This is a genomic window from Bradyrhizobium sp. USDA 4354 (assembly GCF_054060315.1).
In genome coordinates this window covers 6,529,676-6,547,684 of the sequence record NZ_JBSSDC010000001.1, presented here as the reverse complement: position 1 = coordinate 6,547,684, position 18,009 = coordinate 6,529,676, and the positions used below count along the sequence as shown (strand labels likewise).

Annotated in this window: 21 protein-coding genes; 16 read left to right on the top strand and 5 right to left on the bottom strand. The window is 64.4% G+C overall.

What is annotated here, in order from left to right:
* The first annotated feature begins 58 nt into the window (after window positions 1–58).
* From ACVIIV_RS30620 to ACVIIV_RS30590, 7 genes are read left to right on the top strand one after another with little or no spacing between them, the layout of a single operon-like run.
* Entirely contained in the window at window positions 59–931 is an 873-nt protein-coding gene (locus ACVIIV_RS30620; protein ID WP_183243481.1) for an ABC transporter permease subunit, read from the top strand.
* Window positions 932–964: 33 nt separating this feature from the next.
* A complete protein-coding gene (locus tag ACVIIV_RS30615) occupies window positions 965–2,011 on the top strand; it encodes a branched-chain amino acid ABC transporter permease (RefSeq protein ID WP_456748865.1) in 1,047 nt (348 codons plus the stop codon).
* On the top strand, window positions 2,011–2,727 hold the full coding sequence (locus ACVIIV_RS30610; protein WP_456747500.1) for an ABC transporter ATP-binding protein: 717 nt from the start codon (window positions 2,011–2,013) through the stop codon (window positions 2,725–2,727). Before ACVIIV_RS30615 ends, ACVIIV_RS30610 begins: the two co-directional genes overlap by 1 nt.
* Complete coding sequence (locus ACVIIV_RS30605; protein ID WP_456747499.1) at window positions 2,720–3,448, top strand: ABC transporter ATP-binding protein; 729 nt, start codon at window positions 2,720–2,722, stop codon at window positions 3,446–3,448. Before ACVIIV_RS30610 ends, ACVIIV_RS30605 begins: the two co-directional genes overlap by 8 nt.
* A gap of 33 nt (window positions 3,449–3,481) precedes the next feature.
* Window positions 3,482–4,471 carry an acetamidase/formamidase family protein gene (locus ACVIIV_RS30600; protein WP_456747498.1) on the top strand — a complete coding sequence of 330 codons (990 nt, stop codon included), beginning with the start codon at window positions 3,482–3,484 and terminating at the stop codon, window positions 4,469–4,471.
* 13 nt (window positions 4,472–4,484) lie between these two features.
* Window positions 4,485–6,224 carry a nitrilase-related carbon-nitrogen hydrolase gene (locus ACVIIV_RS30595; RefSeq protein ID WP_456747497.1) on the top strand — a complete coding sequence of 580 codons (1,740 nt, stop codon included), beginning with the start codon at window positions 4,485–4,487 and terminating at the stop codon, window positions 6,222–6,224.
* 35 nt (window positions 6,225–6,259) lie between these two features.
* Window positions 6,260–7,021, top strand: coding sequence for an SDR family NAD(P)-dependent oxidoreductase (locus ACVIIV_RS30590; protein ID WP_456747496.1), 762 nt, complete (start codon window positions 6,260–6,262; stop codon window positions 7,019–7,021).
* A 104-nt stretch (window positions 7,022–7,125) separates the two neighbouring features.
* Here ACVIIV_RS30590 and ACVIIV_RS30585 read toward each other — a convergent pair whose 3' ends face one another.
* Complete coding sequence (locus ACVIIV_RS30585) at window positions 7,126–7,365, bottom strand: hypothetical protein (RefSeq protein WP_456747495.1); 240 nt, start codon at window positions 7,363–7,365, stop codon at window positions 7,126–7,128.
* A gap of 359 nt (window positions 7,366–7,724) precedes the next feature.
* Here ACVIIV_RS30585 and ACVIIV_RS30580 point away from each other — a divergent pair, with 359 nt between their 5' ends.
* Window positions 7,725–8,720, top strand: coding sequence for a Bug family tripartite tricarboxylate transporter substrate binding protein (locus tag ACVIIV_RS30580; protein WP_456748864.1), 996 nt, complete (start codon window positions 7,725–7,727; stop codon window positions 8,718–8,720).
* Between the two features lie 7 nt (window positions 8,721–8,727).
* Here ACVIIV_RS30580 and ACVIIV_RS30575 read toward each other — a convergent pair whose 3' ends face one another.
* Window positions 8,728–8,850: a hypothetical protein gene (locus ACVIIV_RS30575; protein ID WP_456747494.1), complete on the bottom strand. Its 123-nt coding sequence runs from the start codon at window positions 8,848–8,850 to the stop codon at window positions 8,728–8,730.
* A 91-nt stretch (window positions 8,851–8,941) separates the two neighbouring features.
* Window positions 8,942–9,178 (bottom strand): hypothetical protein, encoded by a 237-nt coding sequence (locus ACVIIV_RS30570; protein ID WP_456747493.1) that lies wholly within the window; start codon window positions 9,176–9,178, stop codon window positions 8,942–8,944.
* Window positions 9,179–9,670: 492 nt separating this feature from the next.
* On the opposite strand from ACVIIV_RS30570, the gene ACVIIV_RS30565 reads away from it, so the two are divergent.
* Window positions 9,671–10,960, top strand: a complete 1,290-nt coding sequence (locus tag ACVIIV_RS30565; protein ID WP_456747492.1) for a c-type cytochrome — start codon at window positions 9,671–9,673, stop codon at window positions 10,958–10,960.
* A gap of 4 nt (window positions 10,961–10,964) precedes the next feature.
* Here the strand turns inward: ACVIIV_RS30565 and ACVIIV_RS30560 are convergent, their stop codons facing one another.
* The gene (locus tag ACVIIV_RS30560; RefSeq protein WP_456747491.1) at window positions 10,965–11,264 is read right to left on the bottom strand and encodes a hypothetical protein; all 300 of its coding nucleotides are present in this window, start codon (window positions 11,262–11,264) and stop codon (window positions 10,965–10,967) included.
* A 51-nt stretch (window positions 11,265–11,315) separates the two neighbouring features.
* Complete coding sequence (locus tag ACVIIV_RS30555) at window positions 11,316–13,286, bottom strand: 4Fe-4S binding protein (protein WP_456747490.1); 1,971 nt, start codon at window positions 13,284–13,286, stop codon at window positions 11,316–11,318.
* Window positions 13,287–13,504: 218 nt separating this feature from the next.
* Here ACVIIV_RS30555 and ACVIIV_RS30550 point away from each other — a divergent pair, with 218 nt between their 5' ends.
* The 7 genes from ACVIIV_RS30550 to ACVIIV_RS30520 all read left to right on the top strand — a co-directional run bounded on the left by ACVIIV_RS30550 (window position 13,505) and on the right by ACVIIV_RS30520 (window position 18,008).
* The gene (locus ACVIIV_RS30550; RefSeq protein WP_456748863.1) at window positions 13,505–14,191 is read left to right on the top strand and encodes a biotin/lipoate--protein ligase family protein; all 687 of its coding nucleotides are present in this window, start codon (window positions 13,505–13,507) and stop codon (window positions 14,189–14,191) included.
* Window positions 14,188–14,727 carry a DUF6505 family protein gene (locus tag ACVIIV_RS30545; protein ID WP_456747489.1) on the top strand — a complete coding sequence of 180 codons (540 nt, stop codon included), beginning with the start codon at window positions 14,188–14,190 and terminating at the stop codon, window positions 14,725–14,727. Before ACVIIV_RS30550 ends, ACVIIV_RS30545 begins: the two co-directional genes overlap by 4 nt.
* On the top strand, window positions 14,724–15,731 hold the full coding sequence (locus tag ACVIIV_RS30540; RefSeq protein WP_456747488.1) for a DUF6352 family protein: 1,008 nt from the start codon (window positions 14,724–14,726) through the stop codon (window positions 15,729–15,731). The genes ACVIIV_RS30545 and ACVIIV_RS30540 overlap by 4 nt, the downstream gene beginning before the upstream one ends.
* The gene (locus tag ACVIIV_RS30535) at window positions 15,728–16,243 is read left to right on the top strand and encodes a DUF3305 domain-containing protein (protein WP_456747487.1); all 516 of its coding nucleotides are present in this window, start codon (window positions 15,728–15,730) and stop codon (window positions 16,241–16,243) included. Before ACVIIV_RS30540 ends, ACVIIV_RS30535 begins: the two co-directional genes overlap by 4 nt.
* Window positions 16,240–16,851 carry a DUF3306 domain-containing protein gene (locus ACVIIV_RS30530; protein WP_456747486.1) on the top strand — a complete coding sequence of 204 codons (612 nt, stop codon included), beginning with the start codon at window positions 16,240–16,242 and terminating at the stop codon, window positions 16,849–16,851. The genes ACVIIV_RS30535 and ACVIIV_RS30530 overlap by 4 nt, the downstream gene beginning before the upstream one ends.
* Window positions 16,852–16,980: 129 nt before the next feature.
* A complete protein-coding gene (locus tag ACVIIV_RS30525; protein ID WP_456747485.1) occupies window positions 16,981–17,760 on the top strand; it encodes a molecular chaperone TorD family protein in 780 nt (259 codons plus the stop codon).
* A gap of 29 nt (window positions 17,761–17,789) precedes the next feature.
* The gene (locus ACVIIV_RS30520) at window positions 17,790–18,008 is read left to right on the top strand and encodes a twin-arginine translocation signal domain-containing protein (protein WP_456747484.1); all 219 of its coding nucleotides are present in this window, start codon (window positions 17,790–17,792) and stop codon (window positions 18,006–18,008) included.
* Window position 18,009 lies beyond the last annotated feature (1 nt).

The window sequence follows — 18,009 nt, the reverse complement described above, 5'->3', positions numbered from 1 at the left end:
GGGCGATCACGGACATCTGCGGCGGCGACGCCGCATCCTCCCACATCCTGGTTGATTCATGGATATCGCGACCCACGTCTTCTCGGCGCTCTATCAATTCGGCGACGCCTTCGCGTTCCTGGTGCTCTCGGCCTGCGGGCTCGCGGTGATCTTCGGCATGATGGGCGTGATCAATCTCGCCCATGGCGAGTTCATCATGTGCGGCGCCTACGTCACCGCTGCAACCGTGCATGCCGGACTGCCGTTGCCGCTGGGAATACTTGCCGGCACCCTCGTGTCGGCGCTGGTCGGCGTCGTGGTGGAGCTCGCGGTGATCCGCCATCTCTACGACCGGCCGCTCGACACCATCGTCGCGACCTGGGGGCTCAGCCTGATCGCGACGCAGGGCACGCTGATCATGGTCGGCTCGACCATGGCCGGTGTCGGCACGCCGTTCGGCAGTTTCCAGGTCGGCGACTACTCCTACTCGATCTATCGCATCGTGCTGTTCTGCGCCGCGCTCGGCGTGCTCGCCGCGCTCTACGCACTGTTCAACTGGACGCGTTTCGGCGTGCTGGCACGCGCAACTATCCAGGTGCCGCATATGGCGGCCGCGCTCGGCGTCGACACGCGCCTGATCTACAGCCTCACCTTCGCCTGCGGGGCAGGGCTCGCCGGCCTTGCCGGCGGTCTCTATGCGCCGACCATGACGCTGGTGCCGACCATGGGCGCGACCTTCATCATGGAGGCCTTCGTCACCGTCGTGATCGGCGGCGCCGACGTCTTTCTCGGCACGGCACCGGCCGGCGGCGTGCTCGCGGTGGTGAAATCGGCGATGACGTCGTGGCAGGGGCAGCTGTTCGGCCAGATCGGCCTGCTGGTCGCCGTCATCATCGTCGTCCGGGTGCTGCCGAAAGGCATTTCCGGTTTCGTGCTGCGCGAGCGCACCTGACGGAGTGATGGCGTCGTGGCTGGTCTTCTCGCAATGTTTCGCCGTCTCGAAGGCCCGCAGACCGTCGGTCGCGGTCCGGCCTTCTGGGGCCTGTTCGCACTCGTGCTCGCCGTCGCCTTCGCTTATCCGCTGTTCAGCGACGGCTACACCGTCGGCAACACCGTCTATTTCTTCGTCTGGGTGTTCATCGCGCTCAGCCTGTGCCTGATCTGGGGTTATGGCGGTTCGCTGTCCTTCGGCCAGACCGCCTTCTTCGGGATCGCTGGCTATGGCTACGGCATCCTCACCATCAATTTCGGCTCGGCCTACGGCTTCACGCTGGTGGCGGTGGTCGCGGCGGTGGCGATCGCCGCGCTGTTCGCGGTCCTGCTCGGCTATTTCATGTTCTTCGGACGCATCGCCGGAGTGTTCCTCGGCATCGTCACGCTCGCCGTCACCTTGATGCTCGAGCGCTTCATGGCACAGACGGCGGGGCCGGAATGGCACATCGGAGCTGCGCGGCTCAACGGCTTCAACGGCATGAGCGCGATGCCGCCTCTGACCATCCCCTGGCCGGGCGAGCCGATCGTGCTGTTCGCCGATGTCGGGCTCTACTACCTCGTGCTGGGCCTTCTGGTCTTCGTCTACCTGGGCCTGCGTATCCTGATGAACTCCTCGTTCGGCAACGTCATCGTCGCGATCCGCGAGAATCCTGAAAGGGCGGAGATGCTGGGCTACGACATCCGCAAGTACCAGCTCATCACCTTCGTCATCGGCGCCGCACTCGCAGGGCTCTCCGGCGTGCTCTACACAGTGTGGGGGCAATACATCACGCCGTCGAGCATGGGCATGACGGCGGCTGCGCTGCCGCTGATCTGGGTCGCCGTGGGCGGCCGCAGCGATCTGACCTCGACCGTGATCGGCACGCTGGCGGTGCTCGCCGCGTTCCAGGCGCTGACGATCTATGGCAGCCAGTATGCGCTGGTCTTCATGGGCGTTCTGCTGGTGCTCACGGTCCTGATCGCCCCGAACGGTCTCGTGCTCGAGGTGATGAACTGGCTCGGCCGCATCGCCGGCCGCCTGACGCAGAGGGCCGGTTGATGTCGCTGCTCGAATTGCGCAAGCTGAACAAGCATTTCGGCGGCCTGCACGTGACCAATTCCGTGGATCTCACACTGCAAGCCGGCGAGATCCATTGCCTGATCGGCCCGAACGGCGCCGGCAAGAGCACGCTGTTCCGCCTGATCCTCGGCGAACATCATCCCGGCAGCGGCGATATTCTCTTCGCCGGAGAGAACATCACGGCGCTGAAATCCTTTGCGCGGATTCACCGCGGCCTCTCGGTCAAGTTCCAGGTGCCCGGCGTCTTCAAGGGCCTGTCGGTCCGCCAGAATCTCGAGATCGCCCTGCAGAGCCGGCATCGCGGGGCGGAGCTCGAAGCGGAGATCGGCCGGCTACTGACCTTCCTCGGGCTGGAATCGGAGCAGTCGCAGATCGCCGGCAATCTCAGCCATGGCCAGAAGCAATGGCTCGAGATCGGCATGGCGGTCAGCCTCAAGCCGCGCCTTCTGTTGCTGGACGAGCCTACGGCCGGCATGTCGCCCGAGGAAACCTACATGACCGGCGAGATGGTGCAGCGGCTCAATGACGACGGAATGACGGTGCTGGCGATCGAGCACGACATGACCTTCGTCCGGCAAGTCGCGCACCGCGTCACGGTGCTGCATCTCGGCCAGGTCTTCGCGCAGGGCTCGATCGACGAGATCGTGGCCGACGAACGCGTGGCGGCGATCTATCTGGGGCAGGCTCATGCTTGATCAGCCGCGCAAGGAGGTGATCCTGTCGACGCTGGGCTTGCGCGCCGGCTATGGCGGCAAGCCCGTGCTCCAGGGGCTCGAGATCGAGGTGCGGGAAGGGGAGATCGTCGCCGTCATCGGTCGCAACGGCGTCGGCAAGTCCACGCTGATGAAGAGCCTGATCGGGCTCGTGCCGGCGATGAGCGGTTCGATCGTCTATCGGGGCGAGGCGGTGGAGTCTCTTCCCGCGCACAAACGGGCGCGCCTCGGCATGGGTTATGTGCCGCAGGGGCGCGACGTGTTTCCGCGGCTGACCGTCGGTGAGAATGTCGCGGTCGGAGCCGCGATCAAGGGCGGCGGCATTCCTGAAGGGGGCCGGCGCAAGATCGTCGAGGCTTTTCCGATTCTCGAAGAGCGTTGGCATCAGCGCGCCGGCACGATGTCCGGCGGCCAGCAGCAACAACTCGCGATCGGACGGGTCCTGATCGCCGATCCCAACCTCATCCTGCTCGACGAGCCCTCGGAAGGCATCCAGCCCAACATCGTCCAGGATATCGCGCGCAACATGGTCGAGCTCAACCGCAGCACGGGCGTGACCATCATCCTGGTCGAGCAGAACCTCGACATGATCCGCGCCATGGCGCAGCGCTGCTACGTCATGGACAAGGGGCGCATCGTCGCCAACCTCGATCGCGCGGCGCTCGACGACGCGGCCGAGATGCGCCGTCATCTCGCGGTCTGAACGTCTAGCCTACGACAGAAGGGAGAGAAGAAAATGTCCTGGCAGAAAGATTCCATCATGGCCCGCAAGGGCGTCGCCAAGGGCGAGCGCGGCAGCCGGTACACCATCACCGAGACCGAGCAGGGCAAGTACCACTATGTCTACGGCCCGTATGTGAAGCCGGTGCTCACCATCGATCCCGGCGCCGTCGTCTCCGCGGAGACGCATGATGCGTTCGAGGGCGCCATCAAGAAGGAGACCGACAGCCCGTCGAAGATTCTCAACTTCCCGTTCCTCAATCCGCAGAATGGGCCGATCCACGTCAACGGCGCCGAGAAGGGCGATACGCTCGCGGTCTATATCGAGAGCATCGTGCCGCGCGGGCCGCAGCCCTGCGGCACCACCGTCGTGATGCCGGATTTCGGTGGCCTCGTCAGCACGGGGCAGACCGCGCTGCTCAACCCGGCATTGCCCGAGCGGGTCAAGAAGCTCGAGATCGATGCCAAGACCGGCACCAAATGGAACGACAAGATCACGCTGCCCTACGAGCCATTCATTGGCACGATCGGAACGTCACCGGAGATCGAGGCGATCTCCTCGCTGGTCCCAGACTACTACGGCGGCAACATGGACCTGCCGGACGTCGGCGTGGGCGCCATTATCTATCTGCCCGTCAACACCAAGGGCGCGCTGCTCTATCTCGGCGACTGCCACGCCGCGCAGGGCGATGGCGAGCTCTGCGGCGTTGCGATCGAGCATCCGACCGTGACCACGGTACAGGTCGATCTCATCAAGGGCTGGACCGTTGCCTGGCCGCGGCTCGAGACCAAGGACTTCATCATGACGATCGGCTCGGCGCGTCCGATGGAAGATGCGGCCCGCATCGCCTATCGCGAGCTCTGCCGCTGGATGGCGGCGGACTACGGCTTTGACGAGATCGATGCCTACATGCTGCTGACCCAGGCCGGTCGGGTGCGTCTCGGCAACATGGTCGATCCGAAGTATACGCTCGGCGCCTCCATCAAGAAGTCCTATCTCGGTTAAGGCCAGCCAGCTCATGTCCACCGTGCACAAGGTCGCCACCGTCCAGTTCGAGCCGATCATGTTCGAGAAGGAGCGCAACATCGCGCGCCTGCTCGAGCTCTGTGAGCAGGCGACGGCAGCCGGCGCGAAGCTCATCGTCACGCCGGAAATGGGAACCACGGGTTATTGCTGGTTCGACCGTGCCGAGGTTCAGCCCTTTGTCGAGAGGATCCCGGGGCCGACCACCGACCGGTTTGCGGCGCTGGCTCGCAAGCATGACTGCTACATCGTGGTCGGCATGCCTGAAGTCGACGAGGACGGCATCTACTTCAACACGGCCGTCCTCGTCGGGCCCGATGGCGTCGTAGGGCGTCATCGCAAGACGCATCCCTATATCTCCGAACCGAAATGGGCGGCGGCGGGCGACCTGCACAATCAGGTTTTCGACACGCCGATCGGACGGATCGCGCTCCTCATATGCATGGACATCCATTTTGTGGAGACTGCACGGCTGATGGCGCTGGGGGGCGCGGACGTCATCTGCCATATCTCCAACTGGCTCGCGGAGCGAACGCCGGCGCCTTACTGGATCAGCCGTGCCTTCGAGAACGGCTGCTACGTGATCGAGAGCAACCGTTGGGGACTCGAGCGTACCGTCCAGTTCAGCGGCGGAAGCTGTGTAATCGCGCCGGACGGCAAAGTGATCACGGTCCTCGATAAGGGCGACGGGTTCGCTCTGGCCGAGATCGATCTCGACATTGCGCGTGCGCGCCGCGTGCTCGGCGAACCCGTTTTCCTTCAACGCCGGCCGGAGCTTTATCCGGAGTTGCTCACCGACACCTTCAGCTGGAATCCGCGCGATTTTTTCGGTCTTTACGGCCACGAGCCCTGGCCTGAAGGAGTGCGCTCACGGATTAGCGTGGCCCAATTCGCTCCCAGCGCCAGCACTGTGCGAAATCTCGACGCGATCACGAACCTTGCGCGGCAGGCCAAGGCCGACGGCGCGATGCTCGTCGTATTTCCAGAACTCGCGGTCACCGGCCTCGCACATCCGGCGAGATCGGCGCAGGCGGTATCAGGCCCTGTCACGGAGAGCCTGCAGGCGCTCGCTGTACAGCTCCAGATCTGCATCGTCTGTGGCATGGCCGAGCGCGCGGGCGATGCCGTCTACAACAGCGCCTGTCTGATCACGCCGGATGGAAAGATCACGCTCTATCGCAAGACGCATTTGACGGAAGAGGAGCGGAGCTGGGCCACAGCGGGCGATGACTGGGCCGTGGTCGACACGCCGATCGGGCGCGTAGGCCTCTTGATCGGCCACGATGCGGCGTTTCCGGAAGCGGGGAGGGTGCTTGCACTTCGCGGCTGCGACGTCATCGCATGCTGCGCAGCGGTCAAGGGACCTTTCGCTTCACCACATCCGGGCACGTCCATTCTGCAGCCGGCACCGATCCCGACCGGCGCCGATCCGTATCATTGGCATCACTTCCGTGTTCGCGCCGGTGAGAACAACGTGTTCCTGGCGTTTGCCAATGTATTCGATCCCGAACACGGCTATCCCGGACTGAGCGGCGTGTTCGGCCCCGATACGTTCGAATTCCCGCGCCGCGAAGCGATTGCAGCGGACGGCACGAGCCTTGCTACAGCTCTCGTCGACACCACCAATCTCGACAGCGTGTATCCAACCAACGTCGTGCGACGAAAGGATCTCGTTTCGATGCGTATGCCGCACAGCTATCGCGGGCTGGTCAGGGCAATGGCAAATAATCACTGAACGTATCCCTCGACAGGGAAGAAAAGGAGCCGATCATGGATCTAGGACTCGCGGGTGCCAAGGTTCTCGTCACCGGCAGCACCAAGGGAATAGGTCGCGCGATTGCGGAGACCTTTGCCGCCGAGGGCGCAAATGTCGGCATCTGTGCGCGCAGTCAGGCGGACGTCGACAGCACCGTTGCAGCGCTCAAGAGCAAAGGCGTCGCGGCCTTTGGCGCTGCGGTCGACGTGTCCGATGGTGCGGCGCTCAAGGCCTGGGTGGTCGATATGGCGGCCAAACTCGACGGAATTGACGTCGTCGTGGCCAATGTGAGCGCGCTCGCCATCGGGCAGGACGATGAAAGTTGGGCCAAGGAATTCTCGACCGACATGATGGGCACGGTCCGGCTGGTGAACGCGGCCATGCCGTATCTCGAGAAGAGCGGTGCCGGTGCGATCGTCACCATCTCCAGCGTCTCCGGGCGTGAGGTCGATTTCGCGGCCGGCCCCTACGGCACCTTCAAGGCCGCCATCATCCACTACACGCAGGGTCTCGCCAATCAGCTCGCGCCCAAGGGCATCCGCGCCAACACGGTCTCGCCGGGCAACACCTATTTCGAAGGCGGTGTCTGGAACACCATCAAGGACAACAATCCCGAGCTCTACAAGACGGCGCTCGCGCTCAATCCCACGGGCCGGATGGGCACGCCGCAGGAGATGGCGAACGCAGTCGTATTCCTCGCAAGTGGCGCCGCCAGTTTCATCACGGGAACGAACCTCGTCGTCGACGGTGCCCTGACGCGCGGTGTGCAATTCTGAGGCGTGAACGCAGCTCCCGCCCCGACCGCGCGCCAGAGTGCTGTTGCCTTCACAGGCGCGCGTGACGGAACGGCAGGCACCATCATGTGCACTCGTCAACCTCGTCATTGACGCCAGTGGTGGTTACGAATGTGAGCTGCGCCGAACGCGGCGGCGCCGCCGGGGTGTTCGAGCCCCATTCGTCCCGCCGGGGTCAACGCGCCGCCGTTCAACACGTCGCGATCGGGATACATCGAGGCAAAGGTCGCGGGCTCCTGGTCGGCGAAGGACCAGGCCGCGGAGGCCGATGATATCGTTGCTGTCGAGATCAGCGTTGCAGCGACCAGGATCTTGAATGCAGTCATAGCGATTCTCCATTGCTTGCGGTGCGGAGAGTCGCTAGGCGAAGATCGCTGCTCGGCTGGTGGCGTTTCCGGAATTGTCTTCTGTCTCCGGTGATATAGGCAGCGTGGTCCATGGTCCCCACCGGATATGCATCACACTTGCGAGAAGGTGGCGTCAGCCATGGCGCACATTCATCCACGAATGTCTGACGCATTCCCGAAACGGAAATCTGTCGCTCATGTCATAATCGAGCGCGCGATCGCACACAGCCGGCCCGGGCGCTGCTGCCCGTACAGTGCAGGGCAGCAATTGTCCCGCGTGGGTGTTCCAGGCCTCTTGTTTGTGTATGATGGTTAGCTCAGTCCCGAATACGCAGAAGATGTTGCTCCTCTCACGGCGAGAACTGCTCGATACGGCGGCGCGCCTCACGGCGCTGGCTGCCTGGCCCGGTGGTGCAACCGCCGACGATTACCCCTCCCGCCCCGTCAAGCTGGTCATTCCCTATACGGCTGGCGCCGCAGGTGATCAGATCGGCCGTCCCTGGGCCGACAAGATCGGGTCGCTGCTGGGGTCGGTCTATGTCGAGAATATCGGCGGCGCCGGCGGTGCGATCGGCTCCGCCGCGGTGGCGCAGAGCACACCGGACGGCTACTCGCTTCTGCTTGGCAATGGCAGCACCCAAGTGACGATTCCGTTGTCATCGGCGCAGCCTGCCTACGACACGGTTCGCGATTTCCGCGCCATCTATCGGCTGATTACAAGCACGCTTGCATTCGCAGTTCATCCGTCCCTGCCGGTGAAGGATCTGCGGGAGCTGGCAGCTTTTGCGAAGGCCAATCCGGGCGGGCTTTCCTATGGGACGCCGGGGGTCGGCACCGGCAATCATCTCGTCGGAGAGATGTTCAGGCAGCAATCGGGTCTTGGGGCGGACTTGGTCCATGTCCCGTACCGGGGCATGGGGCCCGCGACCAACGACCTCGTCAGCGGCCAGATCAACTCCGTCATCGCAGTGGTCTCGAGCCAGCTCCTGCAATTGCACCTTGCGGGCAAGCTGCGGCTGATCGCCGTGACGAGCGACCGGCGGTTGAGTGGTGCGCCGGAAATTCCGACGGTCATCGAATCCGGCATGCCCGGCCTCAGATATGCCGGCTGGTTTGGCTTGTTTGCCCCAAGGGCAACCCCGGATGCGATCGTGGAGCGGATCGCTGCGGCGACCCGCACGGCGATGGCTGATCCCCAGTTGCAGGAAAGCTATCGTTCGCAAGGTCTGGAGCCGGACATCGATTCAGGCCCCGATAAATTTCAGCGCCTCGTCGAGGACGAGCTCACACGCCTCGCTCCCATCGTTAAGTCGATCGCGCTCAAGCGCGACTGAGCGCTTCTCAGAGACGCACCCCGGTCGTAGCAAACGCCTGAGCGACGGGCTCCTGAACGCGATTCAAGATCATCATCCCCGCAACTGCGATCACCAGGGCCGCGACGCAGCCAAACAAAAAAGCCTTCATCCTCAGCCTCCCTCGATTGGACCAGCAAGCCATCTATACGACACGGCTTGTCGCGAGCAAGCTCGTTGATCGCTCCAAGGCATCCGCGGTCCTATGGGCTCTTGAACACGGGATCGGCGGAAAACGCATTGCCCATTAAGCCAAGGGACTGAAGCTCGGCGCTGTTCAAATCGACTTCCAAAATTGCGAGTAGCAGCGCGAGCACGACGGCAACGAGGACGAGGACAGGAGAGGCTTCTCGCGCGCCGGTATCTTGCAGGCCATCAGTGGCACGAAGAACGCGCAGCCGCGCAATCATCCGCAGAATTGGCCCCGTTCGCCCCTGCATGCCGTCTTCCTTGACGTGAGCAGCCAAAATGTAATGTCTGCCTATCGGCATTCAAGCGGAGGATGTCGGGAGTTGGGCTGTTGCGCCGCAGGATTCGGAACGGAAGGAGCCTTTGCAAGTTTCTTGCAATTCTAGTGAGCGCATCGGAGACCTCGCGTGAAACTCCCGAGAACGATTTTGTGCTTCGCAGCACTGTGCTTTGTTGAGAGCGCCGTGGCCCAGCCCGCGCAAACTGGCTCATCGACGACGCAAACCCCTCCTGAAGAGAAGGGCCAAGCGCAGCCGCAAGGTTGGACGGGCCCGATCAATACCGGCTCGGGTGGTGCGCCGGCCGGAAGTCCCCAAGGCCAGAGTCCGCCTGGAATGCAGGCCGCTCCTGAGGGATCGTCCAAAACCACGACGGCCCCGGCCAAGTAGACCGGTCCCGGATATTCATTTCCGTTGCCTGTTCTGGCAATCTTGAGAGCGTGAATGTCAGCAGGGCGGCCAGGAATGAACAGATCACCTTTGTGCACGAAGGTGGCCGCAGCGCTGTGGGCCATCTTTGCCGCATCGTCGGTGCATGCCGACATGGTCGGACACGGTGGCCCGATACGGTCTCTTGCCATTTCGCCCGATGGCGACAGCCTTCTCTCCGGCAGCTTCGACACGGCCGTCATCCGCTGGTCGCTCAAGACGGATACCGCCGAGCAAGTGCTGCGGTATCACGCCGATGGCGTCAATGCCGTCGTCTTTTTGAAGGACGGCCGCATGATCACGGCCGGCGCCGACGCACGAATTGCGGTGTGGACGGCGGGCCGGCTGGAGCCGGACCGGCTGCTGGAGGGACATGTCGCGCCGATCGTGGCTCTTGCCGTGTCGCCCGACGGGGCGCTGCTCGCATCGGCTTCATGGGATCGGACGGTGCGGCTCTGGTCGCTAGCGGACGGCACGTCCCGCGTGCTCGAAGGGCATACGCAGAACGTCAACGGCGTCGCTTTCCTGCCGGACGGCAGACTTGTCAGCGTCGGCTATGATCTTGCGCTGCGAAGCTGGCGTTTGCCGGATGGCCAGCCTGACATCGTGACGCTGCCGGCGCCGCTGAATGCGGTGGCCGTGGCGCCGGATGGTGAAATCGTCACAGGCGCAGTCGATGGCAGGCTGCGCATGCTGACCACGGACGGCAAGGTCAGCGGCGAGGTCGCGGCCAGTCCGACACCGGTGGTGGCCTTGACGATGTCGGCGGACGGCGCGTTGATCGCTGCGGCCGGGATCGGCGGTACAGTGGCGGTCATCGATCGCAAGTCGCGCAACCTGCTGCGCACGCTGGTTGGGCCCGGGCTGCCGGTGTGGTCGGTCGCCTTCCTCCCAGACCGCGAGACACTGATGACGGGTGGTGCGGACGGCAGGATCAGGCGCTGGAATGCGCGCACCGGCGATCCCATCGGCTCGGGGCGGATCGGCACACCGGCGGATCCGCTCGCCGCCTATGCCGGCGATCATGGCGCCGATGTATTTCGGGCGTGTGTTGCCTGTCACACGCTCTCGGACAAGGAGGTGCAGCGTGCGGGCCCGACACTTGCGGGGCTATACGGCCGCAAGATCGCTTCGCTCCCGGGATATCGCTTCTCCGATGCGCTGAAGAGGATGGACATCGTCTGGACGCCGGAAACGGTCGCAAGACTGTTCGAAATTGGGCCGAATACCTACACCCCCGGCACCAAGATGCCGGAGCAGCGTATCGGCTCGGCCGAGGACCGGCGCGCGCTCACCGAGTTTCTTGGCCGCGCGACGTCGCGATAGCGCCTCAGATCGAGTCCCAATTGTCCATCGGGAAATCCCTCATTTCCGGATGCTGCTTGAGGATCTGGATGACGTCGATCGTGGGGTGCTCCTTGAGCGCTTCCGCCACGCAATGGTTGACGTATTTCCGGCGCGACAGCCACGCGATCTTCTTGCCCTTGGCTTCGGCCTTGCAGGCGACGATCGCCTGCTTCACGGCCACTTTCTGCGCCTTGGTCAGCGGAGGCGCGGCAGCTTCGGCGACTCCGCCGGCTATAGCGATGAAGATCATGGACGTCGACAGAGCTGTGATCAAACGAGACATGGTGATGCTTCCCCCGGTTTCCGACCCTGCGAAGATGTCTGTTCGTCTTGTTTAGTCCTTGCCATTGCGTTCGCGGAGATAATCATCCGTCGTTCGCGGCGGCGTTCGTTCCGGAACGCCCTTGAACGGATCGAATTGCTGCTCGCTCATGACCACGACGCGGCAGTCTGCGCACATCCTGAGCGCCTCGATCCGCTTGTCGCCGGCCGGGTACATCCAGTGCCGGCCTTCGAGCTTGGCCGCGATGCGGTCGATCGTGCTCTTCACGCCGAACGGCGTGCCGCAGCGGACGCAGAGTGCGGGCTCCTCTTCCTTGATAATCGCGGCGGGAGCGCGCGCGGCGCGGAAATCGATCTGCGGCTTGAGGCTGATGACCTTTTCCGGGCAGGTGCTCTGGCACAGGCCGCACTGCACGCAGGCGTCCTCGATGAACTTCAGCACGGGCCGCTCGGGATCGTCGCGCAGCGCGCCGGTCGGGCAGGCCGAAACGCAGGAGAGGCACAGCGTGCAGCCGTTGGTATCGACGGTGATTGCGCCGATCGGCGCGCCTTGTGGCAGGGCGATCACGTCGACTGGCTGCGGCGCCAGTCGGTGCAACTCGCTCAGGGCGAACCGCAAGAGGTCACGCCGCTTGCCGACGGTCTTGAAGGTCGCGGGCGTCGCGACCGCGGCGAGCATGCCGATATCAGTCAAATGCTCGCCGAGCACATCGGGATCGTCCGTTTCGATGGCGGCGAGGCGACGGCCCGCAAATCCAAGACCGTCGAGGATCGCTTCGGCCATCGCGATCGTCTGCGACAATCCGGTCACATCGTGGCGCGGCTTGGCACGGAGCAGGAAGCGCACAGCGGATACGCCATAGGCGAATGCGCCGACGATCGCTTCCAGCCCCACCTGCGTGAGCTCGTTGACGGCAAAGGGAAGCACGTTCGCCGGCAGGCCGTCGCCATGCCGCGCGAGGGCGTCGATCAGAGGCGTGCCGTGCGGGCTGTCATGAAAAAGCAGCACTGCATTCGCGCCACCGGCCTCGCGGTAGGCGAGCAGCATGGCGCGAATTCTCTGGAGCTGCGCATCGGCGGGCGGCAGCGCGTAGGAGACCGCGCCGGTCGGGCAGGCAGCCGCGCATTGGCCGCAGCCCGCGCAGATGTTCGGATCGATTGCGACATGATCGCCGTCAGGCGTGATCGCCCCGGTCGGGCAGAGATCGAGACAGCGATGGCAGCCCGTGCGCTTCGAGCGCGAATGGGCGCAAAGCGCGGGCGCAACGTCGACATATTTCGGCTTGTCGAAGCTGCCGACGAGATCGCGCGCGGTCAGCACGGCGCGCAGCACCGCAGCGGGATCTTTCGTGTCGGCGCGAAGATAGCCGTCGCGCAGGTCGTGGGCGGGAAACAGCGGCAGATCGCCGGATAGATCGAGCACGATATCGCAGCGCGAGGTGACGCCGCTTCGCGGCGGCTCCAGCACGAAACGATCGCGCGAGGAGGGGCGTGGACGCGCATAGTCATCGATTGCAAGCTCAAACGCGCCGAAATGTCCCTTCGCGGAGCGGATCGTGCCCTTCACGATCGGGAAGGCCGTTGCAGCTGGCGGCACCGTGTCATCGAGCTGCTTCAGCATCACCGTGACGTCGAGGTGATCGGCAAGCAGGCGGCCGGCCTCGATCGCGGCCTCATCGCGCCCGTAGATCAGGATCACACCCTCACTCGACAAGGTGACGAGCGGATAGTCCGGGGCCGGGATGGAGGCGGATGCGAGCAGGGCGGCCATTTTTGCACCGGCGCGCGCGCCGTCGCGGGACCAGCCGGCCGTTTCGCGGATGTTGACGAAGCTGATTGCATCAGGCCGTTCGCCGGCCTCTTCCGAGAACTGCATTGCCTGCTGCGTGCAGGCGACCGTCAAAACGCCTTCCGCCGCGGCAATCTTGCGGAAATGATCGAGCTCCGCACCGCAGAGGTGGCGAAAGCTCTTGACGTCGCTGTTCGGGCATCCGCGCCGGATCGCAGGCACGTCGAGACGCATCGTGTCTTCGCACGAGCAGATCAGGACGGTCTTCGATGGCTGCTCCAGGTTAAGCCCTCCGCCATTCGGACGCCGACGACGGACTCGCGCCGGCCCTTCGCCTCGTATAGACATTATCCATCGGGAAGAAAAGGAAAGCGGAGGACGGCCTGCCGTCGACCCCAGTGAGCCATGTTTCCCTGGCGGAACCGATCCACCTGCCGCCGCCGTTCACATTGGTGCGGCTGCGCGAGAGTGGCGACGCTTTTGCCCATGCATGCCGCATTGCACCGGAAAGCGGCGCCGGAACGCTCGTCTATGTCGGCCGCTTCGACCTCGCAGAGTTCGCCGTGGTGCTCGAGCCGGCCGAGCCGCTGCGCAGCGCGCGGCGCGCGTTCTACGCTTGTATGGTCGCGCTCACGGATGCGCTTCGCGCCTATGCGCCACCGAGCAAGCCCATCACGATCGGCTGGCCGGATGCGGTCAGGATCGACGGGGGGCTGGTCGGAGGCGGACGGATGGGTTGGCCGTCCGCCGCTGACGAGGATGCGCCGCCGCCCTGGCTGGTATTCGGGGCCATGATCCGGACGGTTGGCATGAACGATGACGATCCAGGCGTTCACCCGCTGGCCTCTGCGCTCGACCAGGAAGGCTTTGGCGAGGCTGGCGCGGCGCAGATCACGGAGAGCTTCGCCCGGCACCTGATGTTGACGCTGGACGGATGGCGGGTTGACGGCTTTGACAGCGTCGCGCGCGACTATCTCACCCGGATGCCGCGTGAAAGGCAGACAATTCTGCGCATTGATGATTGCGGTGATGTCCTGACGCGCCGTATCGGGACCGATATGATCGAACGAAGCGACCTCGTCCAGGCTCTCGCAACGCCGTCCTGGCTTGATCCGGCCCTCGGAGGACCCCGCCTGTGAAGCTCCTGCGCACCATCGCACTCGATCCCTCCGACACCTTTGTGTTCGACGTGGCTGCGGAGCCAGGCGAATGGGCCGTCTCCGGCGCTTTCCGCTTCTGGGAGGGCGACGGTGCGAAGCTCGAGGGCAAAGCGCGGGCGGCGTTTCGCGGTGGTTTCCTCGGGGTACAATCCTGGGGCTGGTCGACGCTGGCGCAGATCGTTCCGGCGACCGAAGACGATTGCCGCAGCCTGGTCGATCTCCTGGCCAGGCAACTGGTCGACCGTTTCGGCGCGCCGGACATGGCGGCAGCGAAGGCGGCAGCGGAAGAGGAGGTCGCTTTCGCGCAGTCGCTTTGCAGCCCTCCGGTCAGCTCGCTTATTGCAGTGCACCGCACCGCGAGCGACGGCGAGGTCCGCGAGTCCTTCCGCCGGCTGCAACTCCGGGAAGGGCAGGGACACGGCAAGGCGTTCTCGTTCATGGAAATGGAGGACGACATCCAGCCTGACCGCGATCTCAGGCTTGCCGATCTGGGCCGGGAGCCGACTGTCAGATGAACGATTTCTGGATCGCCTGTGGCCATCATCTGCTCGACCGCGACGCGGGCGGCGGGCTCCGTGTCACGGACGAATTTCTCAAGGCCTATTTCGCCCGTCCCGAGCTGATGCCGCCGGACGACGCGTGCCCGGTCGAACGCCGCCTGCACCGCGAATTGCTCGCCGATCCACGCCAGGCGGTCAGCGCCGGCGAAATCGCCGGGATCGTCGATGCCGATGCCCGGGAAAATTGGCACTTCGTGCTGGCGTTCCGCGACCTTCTGTTGCGGCATCCGACGCTCGAAGCCGCCTATCTTGCATCGGTGAGATCAGGTGCGAACGATCTGCCGCCGCTGTTCGTCAACCAGCTCGTGCACGTCATCCTGCGGAACGCGCTCGATGGCTGCGACGACCCGTTCGTGCTGCGCGCGGCCGAATTGTTCTTCCGGACCCAGCGCATCCTGCCGCATGAGCACGCACTGTTACTCGGCGACGAGGAGATCGTCGGCGGCCGGAGCCCGACCCCGGTGCTCTCTCTGATGTCGATGCTGGGCGCCACCACCGATGCGGTGGTCGACGTGTTGAGCGAGGAGAATGCCGAGGCCTATTGGCAGCGTAGCGATCAGTTCGACATGGCCCTCGACCTTACGGCGGGCGGCCGTGGACCGGCTGCACTGGCGCAGGCGATGACGCGCTGGGTCTCCCATCTGCTCGGCATCGACGTCCTGATCGAGCCGCTACGCGCGCTGCACGAGGCAAGGCTCACCTGGTATGTCGGGCTCGATGCGGATGCCACGAGGCTTGGCGACCGTCTGTGGCACGGCGAAGACCTCGGCGAGCGCGACGCCGATCGTGTGCTCGCACTGTTCCGGCTTACCTTTGCGGATTCAAGCCGTGTCCTTGACGGCGTCGGGGGTGAACCGGTCTACCTGATCCTGTCGATGACGGCGGATCAGAAGCTTCGGATCAAGCCGCAGAATCTGCTGACCGGTCTGCCGGTAAAGCGTCTGGAGATGGCGACATGAGCCCTGCGGCATTGCCGTCCCTTTCGATTGCCGTCGGCGTCGTGGTCGAGCGGCGCAAGGCCGATTCGCCCTGGGTCGATTTCGTCTGGCGCGGAATCGCCGTCCTGCCAGACGCGCCGGTGACGCAAGCCTGGACCGTGCTTCGCGAGCAGGACGGTACGACCCTGTTCTATGCCGGAAGCGCGACTGTCGATCTCTATCCGTCCGAGACGGCGCGCTATCGCGACAATCTCGCCTCCGGAAGTCCGAGCGTCTGGACTGTGCTGTCGCCTTCGGAAGGCCCCTGGCCCTATGCCGTCACCGCGGTGACCGCCGACCCGGCCGAGGGCGAAGGCTTCACTGAAGCCGCCGACAATCTCGTCGAAGCCGTGCCGATGCCGGAGGTGCTGCGCGAAGCGATTGAAAGCTTCGTGGCCGAGCACCATGTCGAGCGGGAATTCGTCAAGCGCAAGCGGCGCCGCGCCGATCCGGAGGCGCTGGCACGGCGCGAACATGAAGGCGGACAGGAATGAGTGAGGAGGAATTCCTTGCGCGTTGGTCCCGCCGCAAACGCGAATCGCGGGCGGAGCCGACGAAGCCTGCCGCGGCGCAGCCCATGCCGCCGTCCGAGGCCAAGGACGACGAGGCTGAGTTCGATCTCTCGAGTCTGCCGTCGATCGACGAAATCAATGCTGCGACAGACATCACGGCCTTCCTCAGCAAGGGCATTCCCCGGGAGTTGAGCCGTGCGGCTCTTCGCCGCGCCTGGGCGACCGATCCCGCCATTCGCGACTTCGTCGGGCTTGCGGAGAATGCATGGGACTTCAACGACCCGACTGCGATGCCGGGCTTTGGCCCGCTGGATTGCTCCTCGGAGGAGCTGGCAGCACTGGTCGATCGCATTGTCGGCGGCGTGCGCGAGGCGGCCCAGTCGCTTGCCGAGGCCTCGATCGAAACGGCGGATTCTCCGGCGGAATCGCATCAAGCCGATGTGACAGTCGTTTCCAATCTCGTTGAGCCGTCCGATGAGATGGAGCATCAGCCAATCCCTGCTGCAGTGCAACCGACAGTGGGTGAAAGATCTGCGGATTCTGCCGAGCCGGTCAGGCCCCGTACGCATGGCGGTGCACTGCCGCGCTGAACCCCGACCAAAGGCTATAGGTACAGCCTATGGCAGGCGATTGACCACTGCTGGAACCCGGATTACGCTACCTACTGCTTTGTAACAAAAGCGATAATCAAGCAGACGGGACTTGGATGGGAGGTCCACGTGCGTGATGACGGGCTTGATCGCGCGATCGATGCTGCGGGCGGCATCGCTCAGCTTGCGCGCAAAATAGGCATCAGCCAGCCCTCCGTGTCGAATTGGACCCGCGTGCCCGCACAACGGGTGGTTGCAGTCGAATCCGCGACCGGCGTTTCCCGGAATGATCTGCGGCCCGATCTTTACGGCGAACAAGCCGGCTTCGCCGAGCTCCTCGACCCCATCGATGCGGCGCGCGCGCAGGAATACGCGCTGCTGGCGGTGCTGCTGTCTGCGCCTCCGTCGAAACGCCTGCTCGATCAGCTCGCTGTGATGAGCTGCGACGCGACGCCTCTCGGGCGCGCGCATGCGGCGCTGGCCGACGCCGCCTCAAGTGCCGTCGCAGCGAACGTCGAGCGGGAGTATTTCGATCTGTTCGTCGGGCTCGGCCGCGGCGAATTGTTGCCCTATGCCTCCTATTATCTCACGGGCTTTCTCAACGAGCGGCCCTTGTCGCGCCTGCGCGGCGACCTGACGACGCTCGGCATCGAGCGGATTGCCAACAATTCCGAACCCGAGGATCACGCCGCCATCCTGTGCGAGATCATGTCGGGCCTTGCCGACGGCCGCTTCGATGCCTCGCCCGAGGCGCAGCGCGCCTTCTTCGAAAAGCATGTGTCGCCCTGGATGGGGCGGCTGTTCGCCGACATCGAGAGCGCCGGGGATGCCCGTTTCTATCGAGCGGTCGGCGCGCTCGGCCGCACCTTCATCGAAATCGAGACGGAAGCATTCACATTCGCCAGCTGACCGAGGTGCCTCGGTCCGGGAGAGATGCGATGAGTGACGAGACGAAAGCAAAGGTCGGACGCCGCGACTTCCTTCGCAAGGTCGGCTTGGGCACGGCCGGTGTCGGCGCGACGCTTGCGACACCGTTGGTCGGGTCCGCGCAGGCGGACAGCGAGAACAACGATGAGAAGCGCAAGGCGCGCTACAAGGAATCCGATCACGTGAAGGCTTTTTACCGCGTCAATCGTTATCCGGCTAACGGAGGCTGAC